9 protein-coding genes and 8 tRNA genes are annotated in these 13754 nt (G+C 60.8%); 4 read left to right on the forward strand and 13 right to left on the reverse strand.

Features of this window, described 5'->3' with window-relative positions; all coding sequences use genetic code 11:
* Positions 1-24: 24 nt before the first annotated feature.
* From ACPJXG_RS18695 to ACPJXG_RS18740, 10 genes are all read right to left on the reverse strand, one after another.
* Positions 25-100 (reverse strand) — tRNA-Glu (locus ACPJXG_RS18695).
* 56 nt (positions 101-156) lie between these two features.
* A tRNA-Glu gene (locus ACPJXG_RS18700) sits at positions 157-232 on the reverse strand.
* A gap of 124 nt (positions 233-356) precedes the next feature.
* Positions 357-432 (reverse strand) — tRNA-Glu (locus tag ACPJXG_RS18705).
* Between the two features lie 548 nt (positions 433-980).
* A tRNA-Ala gene (locus tag ACPJXG_RS18710) sits at positions 981-1056 on the reverse strand.
* A 47-nt stretch (positions 1057-1103) separates the two neighbouring features.
* Positions 1104-1179, reverse strand: a tRNA-Glu gene (locus ACPJXG_RS18715).
* 37 nt (positions 1180-1216) lie between these two features.
* Positions 1217-1292 (reverse strand) — tRNA-Ala (locus ACPJXG_RS18720).
* A gap of 134 nt (positions 1293-1426) precedes the next feature.
* Positions 1427-1502, reverse strand: a tRNA-Glu gene (locus tag ACPJXG_RS18725).
* Between the two features lie 54 nt (positions 1503-1556).
* Positions 1557-1632: transfer RNA gene (locus ACPJXG_RS18730), tRNA-Ala, on the reverse strand.
* A 124-nt stretch (positions 1633-1756) separates the two neighbouring features.
* Positions 1757-3163 carry a glutamate--tRNA ligase gene (gene gltX / locus ACPJXG_RS18735; protein ID WP_425251973.1) on the reverse strand — a complete coding sequence of 469 codons (1407 nt, stop codon included), beginning with the start codon at positions 3161-3163 and terminating at the stop codon, positions 1757-1759.
* Positions 3164-3290: 127 nt separating this feature from the next.
* Positions 3291-4202, reverse strand: a complete 912-nt coding sequence (locus ACPJXG_RS18740) for a LysR family transcriptional regulator (RefSeq protein WP_425251974.1) — start codon at positions 4200-4202, stop codon at positions 3291-3293.
* A gap of 159 nt (positions 4203-4361) precedes the next feature.
* On the opposite strand from ACPJXG_RS18740, the gene lysA reads away from it, so the two are divergent.
* Positions 4362-5600 carry a diaminopimelate decarboxylase gene (gene lysA / locus ACPJXG_RS18745; RefSeq protein WP_425251975.1) on the forward strand — a complete coding sequence of 413 codons (1239 nt, stop codon included), beginning with the start codon at positions 4362-4364 and terminating at the stop codon, positions 5598-5600.
* A gap of 62 nt (positions 5601-5662) precedes the next feature.
* Positions 5663-7234, forward strand: a complete 1572-nt coding sequence (locus tag ACPJXG_RS18750) for a phospholipase D family protein (RefSeq protein ID WP_425251976.1) — start codon at positions 5663-5665, stop codon at positions 7232-7234.
* Positions 7235-7373: 139 nt separating this feature from the next.
* On the opposite strand, the gene ACPJXG_RS18755 is transcribed toward ACPJXG_RS18750, so the two are convergent.
* From ACPJXG_RS18755 to apbC, 3 genes are all read right to left on the reverse strand, one after another.
* On the reverse strand, positions 7374-9050 hold the full coding sequence (locus ACPJXG_RS18755; RefSeq protein WP_425251977.1) for an alkaline phosphatase family protein: 1677 nt from the start codon (positions 9048-9050) through the stop codon (positions 7374-7376).
* Positions 9051-9189: 139 nt separating this feature from the next.
* Positions 9190-9597 carry a DUF4399 domain-containing protein gene (locus ACPJXG_RS18760; protein ID WP_099402712.1) on the reverse strand — a complete coding sequence of 136 codons (408 nt, stop codon included), beginning with the start codon at positions 9595-9597 and terminating at the stop codon, positions 9190-9192.
* Positions 9598-9745: 148 nt separating this feature from the next.
* A complete protein-coding gene (gene apbC / locus ACPJXG_RS18765; protein ID WP_278318404.1) occupies positions 9746-10834 on the reverse strand; it encodes an iron-sulfur cluster carrier protein ApbC in 1089 nt (362 codons plus the stop codon).
* A gap of 160 nt (positions 10835-10994) precedes the next feature.
* On the opposite strand from apbC, the gene metG reads away from it, so the two are divergent.
* Positions 10995-13154 carry a methionine--tRNA ligase gene (metG, locus tag ACPJXG_RS18770; RefSeq protein ID WP_099402711.1) on the forward strand — a complete coding sequence of 720 codons (2160 nt, stop codon included), beginning with the start codon at positions 10995-10997 and terminating at the stop codon, positions 13152-13154.
* A 19-nt stretch (positions 13155-13173) separates the two neighbouring features.
* Positions 13174-13653, forward strand: a complete 480-nt coding sequence (locus ACPJXG_RS18775) for a GNAT family N-acetyltransferase (RefSeq protein ID WP_034778216.1) — start codon at positions 13174-13176, stop codon at positions 13651-13653.
* The last annotated feature ends 101 nt before the right edge of the window (positions 13654-13754 follow it).

The raw sequence follows: 13754 nt of genomic DNA on the forward strand, positions 1-13754 counted from the left end.
TTTTGTTGGCTGATTCAGCCGGTCTGGCGTCCCCAAGGGGATTCGAACCCCTGTACTCACCGTGAAAGGGTGATGTCCTAGGCCTCTAGACGATGGGGACAGAAAATCTGTCCTGGATGCGCTGCTTTGCATCCCGACCTTATTACTACGCGAATCTGGCGTCCCCAAGGGGATTCGAACCCCTGTACTCACCGTGAAAGGGTGATGTCCTAGGCCTCTAGACGATGGGGACAGAAATCTGTCCTGAATGCGCTACTTTGCATCCTGACCCGGTACTGCAGCAATATGACAGAAACAAAAAAAGCCTGACTTGTCAGGCCCGTTCAGCACTGCTCTCTTACTTTACAACTAAATCCTGGCGTCCCCAAGGGGATTCGAACCCCTGTACTCACCGTGAAAGGGTGATGTCCTAGGCCTCTAGACGATGGGGACCTGTGCTGGCTTTACTCTCAGCGGACTCTTCGTTGAAGGCTTTGCTTAGCCCCTCAAAAAAGCGTGCGCGAAGTTTAACACGAAGCGATTCACGAAATCAACTGCCGGGGGTTTTATTTTCCATCTTATTTGCACAGATCTCCCTATGGGGCAGAAGATGCGCGTGCGATATGGAAATACTGCGTTATTGTAATTTCAGCAGGCGTAAAAAAAAGCCGCATAAGCGGCTCGGCATGAATATCGATGTTGATTTAGGTCGACGGTGTTGTCGGATTACGCTGCGCTAATCCGACCTACGCCCTGAGCCGAGGGATATGACGATTAATAAACGGACGAAAAAAAAGCCGCTCGAGGCGACTTTGACTACTGTGTGATTTCTGCGCTGTTGGCAGAGGTTTGCGGGAGCCAATCGCTGACCTCTTGCATGCCATGCAAGCGCGCTAACAGCTTAGCCATATTCCCCCAAGGGTATGGCGGAAATACTTCGCCAAAATAAAAAAAGCCGCTCTAGGCGACTTTGATTTATTCACTACCTGTTTCTGCGCTGTTGGTGGAGGTAAGCGGGATCGAACCGCTGACCTCTTGCATGCCATGCAAGCGCTCTCCCAGCTGAGCTATACCCCCCGGGCGCAGAAACACTGCTACTTCTTTACTACAACACCAGTCTGAACTGGCGTCCCCAAGGGGATTCGAACCCCTGTACTCACCGTGAAAGGGTGATGTCCTAGGCCTCTAGACGATGGGGACCTCGGCACTACAGTTTGCTACTTTACTTCTGCGCTGTTGGTGGAGGTAAGCGGGATCGAACCGCTGACCTCTTGCATGCCATGCAAGCGCTCTCCCAGCTGAGCTATACCCCCCGGGCGCAGAAATAATAAAAGCCGCACTTGGCGACTTTGTTCCACTACTTGCTTTCCATCCAGATTCCGTTTTTTACGGGCCTGAACTTACAACAATCAGTACAAACAACTGCCACTACTATACCACAACTACCTGGCGTCCCCAAGGGGATTCGAACCCCTGTACTCACCGTGAAAGGGTGATGTCCTAGGCCTCTAGACGATGGGGACCGCGGAACTTCCAAACAACATCTGCACCACTTCAACAAGCAACATCATTGCTGCTGGTGGAGGTAAGCGGGATCGAACCGCTGACCTCTTGCATGCCATGCAAGCGCTCTCCCAGCTGAGCTATACCCCCGTTGGTGCAGAAACAAGAGTATAGCAAAGAAGTTTCACTCTGCAAATACCCTTTTTCGTCTATGAGCAACTTTTCATAGGGGCGGTTTCCGCACCGTATTTTTACGCGTATTTCATCGCGGCGATTACAGCCACTTTGCCAGGCGCGCCAGCACGGTTTCACGGCCGAAGATCACCACTACCTGGTCGATGGCAGGCGTCTGCAGCTGGCCCGTCAAAATCAAACGCAAAGGCATGGCCAGCAGCGGCATCTTGATGGTGTTGGCGGCCAGCACTTCCTTGATCATGGCGGCGACGGCTTCCTTGCTCCACTCCACCGTGGCGATACGCTCGGCAAACTGCGCCAGCACGGGCTTGATGGCATCCGTGATGTGCTGCGTCGCCAGTTCCGCTTCCGGCTGCGGCGCGCGGAAGAACAGCATCGAGGCGGCAGCCAGTTCATTGATGGTATTGGCGCGCTCTTTCATCATGCCCAGCACTTGCGCCAGGTCCGGCGCGCCTTCGAAGACGGCGCCGGCGGCGGCCATTTGCGGACGCGCCAGGTCGGCCAGGCGCGTGTTATCGGCTTGCTTGATATAGTGGTTGTTCAGCCAGGCCAGTTTTTCATTGTTGAACTGGGCCGCCGATTTCGACAGGTGGTTCAGGTTGAACCACTCGCAGAACTGCTCGGTCGAGAACACTTCATCGTCGCCATGGCTCCAGCCCAGGCGCGCCAGGTAGTTCAGCATCGCTTCCGGCAGGAAGCCCTGCGCCGGGTAATCCATCACGCTGACGGCGCCGTGGCGCTTCGACAGTTTCTCGCCGTCCGCACCCAAAATCATCGGCAGGTGGCCGTACAGCGGCAGCGGTGCGCCGATGGCGCGCAGGATATTGATCTGGCGCGGGGTGTTGTTGACATGGTCGTCGCCGCGGATCACGTGGGTGATCTGCATGTCCCAGTCATCGACGGCCACGCAGAAGTTGTACGTTGGCGTGCCGTCAGGGCGGGCGATCACCAGGTCGTCCAGCTCGCGGTTCGAAATCGTGATCGTGCCCTTGACCACGTCGTCCCACGTCACGTCGCCATCGAGCGGATTCTTGAAGCGCACGACGGGCTTGCGGTCGGCAGGAATGGCCGGCAGGGTCTTGCCCGGCTCCGGGCGCCAGGTGCCGTCGTAGCGGGGCTTTTCGCCGGCGGCGCGCATGCGTTCGCGCATCGCTTCGACTTCTTCCGGCGACGAGTAGCAGTGATATGCCGTGCCCTCAAGCAGCATCTGCGCCACCACTTCGCGGTAGCGGTCCATGCGCTGCATCTGGTAGAACGGGCCTTCGTCGTGGTCCAGGCCCAGCCACTTCATGCCTTCGATGATGGCTTGCACGGCTTCCGGCGTGGAACGCTCCACGTCCGTGTCTTCGATGCGCAGCACGAAAGTGCCGCCGAAGTGGCGGGCATACGCCCAGCTATATAAAGCGGTGCGGGCGCCGCCCAGGTGCAGATAGCCGGTCGGGCTGGGAGCGAAACGGGTACGGACGGGAGTAGCGGTTGTGGTCATCGAAGTAGTCAGGCTTGAATAAGTAAAACGCCATTTTACTACCTAAGCAAAGCCCTAAGGCAAACCCCACCACGAACGCTGGGGTCAGACCCTGAGGGTCTGACCCCGGTCCTTCAAGGGGCTTGTCTTATAGTGCCAGCAGCCGCCTTTTTACTTCTTCCGCCTGCGCATGCAGCGCCTGCTCGAACAGGGCGACCAGTTGCGACAGGGGCCGGTGCAAAGGTTTCACGAGATTCACCGTGAACGGCAAGGACACGGCAAAGCGGCGGATCTGCAAGCCCTGCCTCGCATAATCGAGGGCCGTGAGCGGATTGACGATGGCCAGCCCCACGCCTTCGCGCACCATCGCGCAGACGGAGGCGGCGCTGTGGGTGTCGAGCGCCATGCGCCGCTCCACGCAGGCCTGCGCGAAAATGGCGTCGATCTGCTGGCGGTAAGGGTCCACGGCGGCCAGGCTAATGAAAGGCTGGCCCGCGAAGTCCGCCGGCTGGAGCACGGTTTTACTTGCGAGCGCATGGCCATCGGGCAGCACGCACACTTCATCGACGGACATCAAGGTATCGAGCGCGGTGCCCGGCGGCGCATTGCCCACTTCCGTCAGGCCGATGTCGTGGCGCTGCGCCGACAGCCACTCTTCCAGCAGCGGCGACTCCTGCGGCGTGATGCTGATGCTCACCTTGGGAAAATCGGCGACGAAGCGTTTGCACGCCTGCGGCAGCAGGGACTGGGAAAACACGGGCAGGCAGGCGATCGACAACTGGCCCTGGTCGAACTGGCGCAAGGCTGCCGCCGTGCTGACGATGCGCTCCAGGCCGAAATACGCGCGCTGCACTTCCTCGAACAGTTGCAGCGCCTGGGCCGTCGGACGCAAACGCCCCCGCTCGCGCTCGAACAGGGTGAGGCCCGTCAAGTGCTCGAGGCGCGCCAGCTCGCGGCTGACGGTGGGCTGCGACGTGTGCAGCATGGGGGCGGCGGCCGTCACGCTGCCCGTCGTCATGATGGCGCGGAAGACTTCGATATGGCGCAAGGAGATAGTCATGTCCATATCATAAATGAATAAGGTCAGCGTAAATGGATATTTTATGTTTAGCCTAAAAAGCGGCATCATGGCCAGCATCGTAGGTCGGATTAGCGGGCAAAGCCCGCGCAATCCGACACCACCTCGGACGCCACCCATCACATGACAAAGACAACCACCATGAAACCAGTGCCAGACGCCACCCTCGCCCAACTCGCCCAGGAACACGGCACGCCATTGTGGGTGTATGACGCGGCCACCATCCGCGCACGCGTGGCCCAACTGGCGCAGTTCGACACCGTGCGCTTCGCGCAAAAGGCCAATTCGAACATCCATCTGCTCACCCTGATGCGCGAAGCGGGCGTGCACGTGGATGCCGTCTCGCTGGGCGAGATCGAGCGCGCGCTGCAGGCAGGCTTTACGCCGGCGCAAACGAATGGCGCCGCCGGCGTGGTGTTTACGTGCGACCTGTTCGACCGCGCCACCCTCGCGCGCGTGGCGGCGGCAAAGATCGAAGTCAATTGCGGCTCCGTCGACATGCTGCGCCAGCTGGGCCCTGTGTCGCCCGGCCACCGCGTCTGGCTGCGCATCAATCCCGGCTATGGCCATGGCCACAGCAACAAGACCAATACGGGCGGCGAAAACAGCAAGCACGGTATCTGGCATGAAGAGCTGCCGGAGGCGCTGGCCGTCATCCGCGCGCATGGCCTGCACCTGGTGGGCCTGCACATGCACATCGGCTCGGGCGTCGACTACAGCCACCTGGAAACCGTCTGCGGCACCATGGTCGACCTGGTCAAGAACATGGGCCACGACATCGAAGCCATTTCCACGGGCGGCGGCCTGTCCGTGCCTTACCGCGAAGGCGAGCAGCCCGTCGACACGGACCACTACTTCCAGCTGTGGGACGCGGCGCGCAAGCAGATCGAGGCGCACCTGGGCCATCGCGTGCACCTGGAAATCGAACCGGGCCGCTTCCTCGTGGCCGACGCGGGCCTGCTGGTGGCCGAAGTGCGCGCCACCAAGCAAATGGGCGGCAACCATTTCACCTTGCTCGATACAGGTTTCAATGAACTGATGCGCCCCGCCATGTACGGCAGCTACCATGAAATGTCGGTCATCGCGCATGACGGCCGGGCACTGGACACGCAGCACGCCACCGTGGTCGGCGGCCCCCTGTGCGAATCGGGCGACGTGTTTACCCAGCGCGATGGCGGCGTGGTGGAAACACGCCTTCTGCCTGCAGCGCAGGTGGGCGACTACGTCGTCTTCGAAGGCGCGGGCGCGTATGGCGCGTCGATGTCGTCGAACTACAACAGCCGTCCGCATGCGGCCGAATACCTGGTCGATGGCGAGCAGTCCCGCTTGATCCGCCGCCGCCAGACGGTGGCCGAGCTGATCGCACTGGAACAACTCTAAAACCGCGCCGCGTGCGGGCATGCGCATCTGCTAACATCGGGGCAACTCGATGAAAGCCCGCCATGCCCGCCACCACCCTTGTCCGCCGCAGCGGCGTTTTTCTACTGCCTCTGCTGCCCCTGCTGCTGTCCGCCATCCTCGCCGGCTGCGCTTCGCTGCCGTCGCTGGAAAGCCGCATTCCCTCCACCGTCATTGACGACACAAAGCACACCCAACTGGCCACGGCCATTGCCCCCATGGTGGCGCAGCATCCGGGCGTGTCCGGCATTTATCCGCTGGTGGACGGACGCGACGCCTTTGCCGCGCGCGCCCTGTTGGCCGCCGCCGCCCAGCGCAGCCTGGACGTGCAGTACTACATCTGGCACAAGGACATCACGGGTACCCTGCTGTTCGACGCCCTGCGCCAGGCGGCAGAACGGGGCGTGCGCGTGCGCCTGCTGCTCGACGATAACAACACGGCGGGGCTGGACCAGACCCTGACGATGCTGGGCAAGCAGCAGAATCTGGAAATCCGCCTGTTCAATCCCTTCGTGCCCCGCACTCCGCGCGCGCTGGCCTTTGCCACGGACTTTTCCCGCCTCAACCGGCGCATGCACAATAAATCGTTCACGGCCGATAACCAGGCCACCATCGTCGGCGGGCGCAATGTGGGCGATGAATATTTTGGCGCGGCCGGCGACGTGCTGTTCGCCGACCTGGACGTGCTGGCCATCGGCCCCGTCGTCGACGATGTCTCGCACGATTTCGACCGCTACTGGAACAGCGCCTCGGCCTACCCGGCCAGGCTGCTGCTGACCAGCCCTGTCGAGGGCGACGCGGCCACCATCGCCGCCGAGGCGGACCGCATCGACGACACCAAGGCAGCCGAGGAATACGTGCAGGCGCTGCGCACCTCGCCCTTCGTCAAGCAGATGATGGAACGCACCCTGCCCTTCGAATGGGCCAGGACGCGCATGGTCAGCGACGACCCGGCCAAGGTGCTGGACCAGGCCAGGCCCGGCACGGGCGTGGCGGACAAGCTGCAAAACCTGCTCGGTGTGCCGGAAAAGGAAGTGGACCTGGTGTCGCCGTATTTCGTGCCCGGCAAAGCCGGCACGCAAGCCTTTGCCGACCTGGCAAGAAAAGGCGTGGGCGTGCGCATCCTGACGAATGCGCTGGAAGCGACCGACGTGGCGGCCGTGCATGCGGGCTATGCGAAGTGGAGGAAACCGCTGCTGGAAGCGGGCGTGCTGCTGTACGAGTCGCGCCGCTCGTGGGAACGCGGCGATGCGCGCGAACAGACGGGCCGCTTCGGCAGCTCCGCATCGAGCCTGCATGCGAAAACCTTTGCCGTCGATGACCAGCGCGTCTTCGTCGGCTCGTTCAACTTCGATCCGCGCTCGATCGAATTGAACACGGAAATGGGCCTCGTCATCGACAGCCCCGCGCTGGCCAGCCAGCTGGGTCTAGCCATGCGAACCACGATCCCGCAGCGCGCCTACCAGGTGCTGCTGGGCGACGACGGCGCGCTGTACTGGATCGCCCGCGACGCCAGCGGCGCCACCACGCGCTACGACACGGAACCGGGCACCAGCGTGTGGAAGCGCATGGGGGTGGCGATTTTGTCGGTGCTGCCGATAGACTGGCTGCTGTAAGCTGTTTTGCCAACACTGTTGTCGGATTACGCGGGGCTTTGCCCCGCTAATCCGACCTACGCTCTATGCCCACCACAAGGCCAATGTAGGTCGGCTTAGCGCGCAGCGCGTAAGCCGACAACACCACAAGCCAACATCGTTAGCGCACCGCCTCCGTCAACACCCGCCCTTCCGACGCCGACGGCTGGCGTATGCGCAGCAGGTGGGCCAAGGTCGGCGCGATATCGACCACTTCCGCATACTGGCCGTAGGCGCCCGGCTTGATCCAGCGGGGGCCGAAGACCATCAGCGGGACGTTGGTGTCATACGTGTACGGCGTGCCGTGCGACGTGCCGCCGCTGCCCTTGCCGAAGTACCAGGCCGGTTTTGTCACCAGCATCAGGTCGCCCGACAGCTGGCGGTTCCAGGCGCGGCGCATCAGGGTGTCCATGCGCGTGGCGACGGCCCCCGTTTCCATCTGCGTGCGCGTGTAGACTTGCGCCATGCCGTCCTGCTGCAGCAGGAAGCGGGCCGCCGCGTCTTCCAGCGCGGCGCGATGGATGCCGTTCTTTTCCGCCAGCGCGTAATCGAGGTAGATATTCGGCAGCGATGACGTCGTCACCAGCTTGTCGATGCCCAGGCTTGTCGCCAGGTGCTGGTTCAAAGCATCGACCAGTTTGGCGCCATCGATGCGCTTGGCGGAGAAGCCGCGCGTTTCGGCAAATTCCGGCACGTTGGCAAAGCCATGGTCGGCCGTCAGCACCACGAGCACGTTGTCCATGCCGACTTTTTTATCGAGATCAAGAAAGAAACCGGCCAGCATGCGGTCCAGGCGCTGCAGGTGGTCGTGCGACATCTTGCTTTCCGGGCCGTAGGCGTGATTCACATAGTCGTGCGCGGACAAGCTCACGCCGAGGATATCGGGCACGCCGGCCGGGTTGCGGCCCAGGCTCTCGCCATCGATGGCGGCGCGGGCGAATTCCAGGGTCAGCTCGTCGAGGAAGGGGCCGGATTTCAGGCGGCTGTAGTACTCGCCATCGAGCTTGCCGCTGTCGCTGTAATAGGCGAACGGGAAGGTGTTGCGCGTGCCCGGCTTGGCCGCCACGATGTCATCGCGGGCATCATTGACATAGGCCGAATCGGCCAGCAGCGGCGTCCAGCTCTTGCCATAGTAGCGGTCCTGCGGCTTGGCGGCCTGGTAGCGCTGCACCCATTGCGGATGCTGCTGCATATAGTAGGTGCTGCTGGCGAAATTGCCCGTCTTTTCCATGTACATGTACGCCGTGCCCGTTTTCCCGGCCAGCAGGATGGCGCCGCGGTCCTTGCCCGACACCGTGACGACCTTGGACTTGTCGCCCGTGGAATAGCGCAGCTCGTCGCCCAGGGTGCTCACGCGCAGTTTCGTCGGCGCCGTGCCGTCATCTGGCTGCGTCTCTTCGCCGATGTAATGGAAATTGCCATCCTCGGTGCAGTACACGGATTTTTTCGTGACGGGGTCGATCCAGTTATTGCCGATCACGCCATGCTGGTAAGGATAGGCGCCCGACAGCACGGCCGAATGGCCGATGGCCGTGACCGTGATGCCATGCGCCTGGTGCGCATCGCTGAACCACGCGCCCTGCTCCAGCAGGCGGCGGAAACCGCCCTGGCCGAACTGGTCGCGGTAGCGCGTCACCTGTTCCTGCGGCAAGCCGTCCACTACCAGCACGACGACCAGCTTCGGCTGCGTCGCAGCATTGGGAACTGCCTTGGCCGCATGCGCCTGGCACGCCGCCACGCCAGCGACCAGCAACAGCGCCTGCGCCAGTTGCCGGGAAAGGGAGAAATGTTTCGTCATATCCGCTCATCAAAAGTTAGGCCACCGGTCAGCATACGCCGACTATATGACACAATAATGACAAGAGGCAACAATATAAAAAAGGCCAGGTTCCATCGCTGGAACCCGGCCTTATGCCGCAACAGACAATCTGCCTGACTTACTTGACCGTCACCTTGATGCTTTTGCTCAACTCCGGCCCATACGACTGGTGCGCGCCATTGGCAAACTGCATGGTGAGCGTGTACTGGCCCGGCGGCAAGGTGACGTCCGTTTCCGTTTGTCCTTTGCCGAAATGCAAGTGCTTGTCATCCATGGGTATCATCTCGCCCGTCTTCATCGGCCCCATATTGATGAGCAGATGATGGTGGCCCGTCTTGACCGTCATGTCGCCGGCCGGCTTGACGTCCATGCCGCTAACGGCAAATTTCACTTTGAACGGGCTCGTCACCGTCGCGCCATCGACTGGCTCGACGAACGAGACGGATTGGGCGAAAGCGCTGGCGGCCAGCAGGCTGCCGGCGACCAGGACTGCGGCCTGGCGCAGGAATACGGTGGTCAATTGCATGATGTCTCCTCTTGTTTGATAACAACACAGACTGCATGAAACCATATTCCTGGCGACCATGGCGCAGGATTGTTAACCCATGAAGAGCCGGGGTCGAACCCTGAGGGTTCGACCCCAGTCTTTGCCTTGGCCTTAAGCTGGCTATCGATCAATCGTTCTTGATCACGATACTCGGGAACTTGCTGGTCATGTCCTTCGCTTTTTCCGCCACCTTGATGGCGATGGTGCGGGCGATCTGCTTGTAGATGACGGCGACGGGACCTTCCGGCTCGGCCACGACGGTCGGCGTGCCCGAATCCGTCTGCTGGCGAATCGCCATGGTCAGCGGCAAGGCGCCGAGGAATTCCACGCCAAAGTCCGCGCACATCTTCGAGCCGCCGCCGGCGCCGAAGATTTCTTCCGCATGGCCGCAGTTCGAGCAGATGTGCGTGCTCATGTTTTCCACCACGCCCAGGATAGGAATGCCGACCTTCTCGAACATTTTCAAGCCCTTGCGCGCGTCCAGCAGCGCGATATCCTGCGGCGTCGTGACGATGACGGCGCCCGTGACGGGCACTTTCTGCGACAGGGTCAACTGGATGTCGCCCGTGCCTGGCGGCATGTCGACGATCAGGTAATCGAGGTCGCGCCAGTTGGTCTGGTCCAGCAATTGCTGCAAGGCTTGCGTGACCATCGGGCCGCGCCACACCATCGGCTCGTCCGGATCGATCATGAAGCCGATCGACGACACTTGCAGGCCGTGGTTTTCCATCGGCTCCATGCTCTTGCCGTCGAGCGTTTTTGGCTGGCCGCTGATGCCCAGCATCATCGGTTGCGACGGGCCATAGATGTCGGCGTCCAGCATGCCGACGGTGGCGCCTTCAGCCGCCAGAGCCAGGGCCAGGTTGACGGCCGTGGTCGATTTACCCACGCCGCCCTTGCCGGAAGCGACGGCGATGATGTTTTTCACGTTGCTCATCGGCTTCAAGCCGCGCTGCACCGTGTGCGAAATGATTTTCGACGACACGCCAACGCTGACGTTGCCCACGCCCGGCAGCACGCGCAGGGCGGCCAGCACGGATTTGCGGATCAGGTCGATCTGGCTTTTGGCGGGGTAGCCCAGTTCGATGTCGAGGGAAATATCATCGCCATCGACCTTCAGATTCTTGACGGTTTTGCTGGAAACGAAATCTTTATGTGTATTTGGATCAATAACCTGGGCCAGCGCGGCCTTGACGTCTTCTACTGTGATGCTCATGTAAATCTCCGTGTGTACTACATATGTGCAATACGCGCAGTCTAGCGCAAATTTGCATGGCGCGATGGCGGCAAAAGCATCACTTGCCGGCGCTGCATCTGCTCATATTGGCTTTCCGCTGTTAAAATGTCCTATTATCCATCCCAAAAGTGCATCAATCATGACTCGCAAGCTGTTCGTCACCACTGCCCTGCCTTACGCAAACGCCGCTTTTCACATTGGCCACATCATGGAATACATCCAGGCTGATATCTGGGTCCGGTTCCAGCGAATGCAACGCGATGGCGCAGCCGGCCGTGAAGTGCACTTTGTGGGCGCCGACGATACGCATGGCACACCCATCATGATCGCCGCCGAAAAGGAAGGCATCACGCCGCAGCAATTCGTCGCCAACATCGCCGCCGGCCGCGCCCAGTACCTCGACGGGTTCCATATCGCCTTCGACAACTGGTATTCGACCGATTCGCCGGAAAACGTCGACCTGTCGCAATCGATCTACCGCAAGCTGCGCGATACGGGCCTGATCGTCACGAAAACCGTCGACCGCTTCTTCGACCCGGTGAAAGGCATGTTCCTGGCCGACCGCAACATCAAGGGCGAATGCCCGAAATGCGGCGCCAAGAACCAGTACGGCGACAATTGCGAAGTGTGCGGCGCGGCCTACCAGCCGACCGACCTGGTCAATCCATTCTCCGTGTTTACCAACGCGACGCCCGTGATGAAGCCGTCGGAACAGTATTTCTTCAAGCTGTCCGACCCGCGCTGCTTCGAATTCTTGAAAAGCTGGCTGAATACGCCAGGCCGCCTGCAGCCGGAAATGGTCAACAAGGTCAGCGAATGGCTGGGCGAAGCCGGTGAAAAGCTGGCCGACTGGGATATTTCGCGCGATGCGCCCTACTTCGGCATCCCGATTCCTGATGCACCGGGTAAATTCTTCTATGTGTGGATGGATGCGCCCGTCGGTTACCTGGCCAGCCTGAAAAACTATTGCGACAAGAAAGGCATCGATTTCGACGCCTTCCTGAACGACCCGTCGACGGAACAGATCCACTTCATCGGCAAGGACATCGTTTCCTTCCATTTGCTGTTCTGGCCCGCCATGCTGAAGTTCGCCAATCACCCGGTGATCGACAAACTGAAAGTCAATGTGCACGGCTTCCTGACGGTCAACAACGAAAAGATGTCGAAGTCGCGCGGCACGGGCATCTCGCCGCTGCGCTACCTGGATCTGGGCATGAACCCGGAATGGCTGCGCTACTACATCGCCTTCAAGCTGAACTCGAAAGTGGAAGACCTGGACTTCAACGGCGAAGATTTTGTTGCCCGCGTGAACAGCGACCTGATCGGAAAGTACGTGAACATCGCCAGCCGCTGCGCCGGCTTCATCGCCAAGCGTTTCGACGGCAAGCTGGCGTCGACGCTGTCGGAAGGCGCGCAAAGCTGGATCAACCGCGCGCTGACGGTGGACGTCAACGGCGTCATCGTCGAGCGCCAGGCCAGCATCGCCGCGCACTTTGAAAACCGCGAATTCGGCAAGGCCTTGCGCGAAATCATGGAAATCGCCGACATCACCAACCAGTATGTCGATGAAAACAAGCCGTGGATTTTGGCCAAGGATGCGGAAAAAACAGCCGAACTGCACGACGTGTGCACCACGGCCCTGATCCTGTTCCGTCAGCTGACGATTTTGCTGTCTCCGGTACTGCCGGGCGTGGCCAAGAACGTGGCCTCGTTCCTCAACGACGCAGAATTTACTTGGGCCGACACGCAAGTGTTCGGCGACGCCGTCTCGAACAGCATGCTGGGCCGCACCATCGGCGCCTACAGCCACTTGATGACGCGCATGGATGCGAAGATGATCGAAGCGCTGTTTGACGCGCCACAAGCTGCCGCCGCCATTGCCGCGCCGGCCGGCGACGCCGCGAATGACGCCGCAGCGCCTGCAGCTGCCGCCGCTACCGCCATCGAGGAACTGGCGCCCGAGATCAAGATCGATGACTTCCTCAAGGTCGACTTGCGCATCGCGAAAATCGTCAATTGCGAACTGGTCGACGGTTCCGACAAGCTGCTGCGCCTGACCCTCGATGCGGGCGAAGGCCGTTTGCGTAACGTATTCTCGGGCATCCGCTCGGCTTACCAGCCGGAAGAACTGGTCGGCAAGCTGACGGTGCTGGTGGCCAATCTGGCGCCGCGCAAGATGAAGTTCGGCATTTCGGAAGGCATGGTCATGGCCGCATCGAGCGCCGACGAGAAGGCCAATCCAGGCATCTACATCCTGAACCCGTGGCCGGGCGCCGAACCTGGCATGCGCATCCGTTAAGCCAGCACAAGGACCGATGATGAATATCGTGGTGCGCGAAGCAACGAATGCCGATGCACAGCTGATGGCCGAGCTGACCCGCGCCGCGTGGGCCGGCAAGGTGGCTGCCTCGTCCAGTGGACACCACGAGACGGCGCAGCAAGTGGAAGAGCAATTGCGCCACGGCGGCGGTTTTCTGTTGCTGATCGACGACATTCCAGCCGGTTCGCTGCGCTGGATGCCACTCGACAGCGACCCCGCCATCTGGAAGATTTCACGCATGGGCGTGCTGCCCGCCTACCGGGGCAGCCACGTTTCGCAGCATTTGCTCGAAGCCATCATTCATCACGGCCTGTCGTGCCAGGCCGAGGAATTGCGCCTGGCCGTGCGGCGCGACCAGCGCAAGCTGATCGATTTTTATGCGGCCTTCGAATTCGATCTGGCCGAAGAACTGGAATATTCGCACGCCAACCCCGCCGAACCGGCGCCGATGGTGATGCGGCGTTTGCTGCGTTATTGATTTTTAGCAATTTCGCCCCGGACTTGCCGATACAACAACCCGCTAAGCCGCACGGCGCGGTAAAATACGGCCGGCTGACCTTACCCATAAGACACTCAGAA

Origin of the sequence: Janthinobacterium sp. NFX145, assembly GCF_049810325.1 — a bacterium.
GTDB classification, from domain to species: Bacteria; Pseudomonadota; Gammaproteobacteria; order Burkholderiales; family Burkholderiaceae_D; genus Janthinobacterium; species Janthinobacterium rivuli.

Excerpts from the sequence above, each read along its gene's own strand:
- metG (WP_099402711.1), top strand. The coding sequence starts at position 10,995 with ATGACTCGCAAGCTGTTCGTCACCACTGCCCTGCCTTACGCAAACGCC.
- lysA (WP_425251975.1), top strand. The coding sequence starts at position 4,362 with ATGAAACCAGTGCCAGACGCCACCCTCGCCCAACTCGCCCAGGAACAC.
- ACPJXG_RS18750 (WP_425251976.1), top strand. The coding sequence starts at position 5,663 with ATGCCCGCCACCACCCTTGTCCGCCGCAGCGGCGTTTTTCTACTGCCT.
- ACPJXG_RS18775 (WP_034778216.1), top strand. The coding sequence starts at position 13,174 with ATGAATATCGTGGTGCGCGAAGCAACGAATGCCGATGCACAGCTGATG.
- ACPJXG_RS18755 (WP_425251977.1), bottom strand. The coding sequence starts at position 9,050 with ATGACGAAACATTTCTCCCTTTCCCGGCAACTGGCGCAGGCGCTGTTG.
- gltX (WP_425251973.1), bottom strand. The coding sequence starts at position 3,163 with ATGACCACAACCGCTACTCCCGTCCGTACCCGTTTCGCTCCCAGCCCG.
- ACPJXG_RS18740 (WP_425251974.1), bottom strand. The coding sequence starts at position 4,202 with ATGACTATCTCCTTGCGCCATATCGAAGTCTTCCGCGCCATCATGACG.
- apbC (WP_278318404.1), bottom strand. The coding sequence starts at position 10,834 with ATGAGCATCACAGTAGAAGACGTCAAGGCCGCGCTGGCCCAGGTTATT.
- ACPJXG_RS18760 (WP_099402712.1), bottom strand. The coding sequence starts at position 9,597 with ATGCAATTGACCACCGTATTCCTGCGCCAGGCCGCAGTCCTGGTCGCC.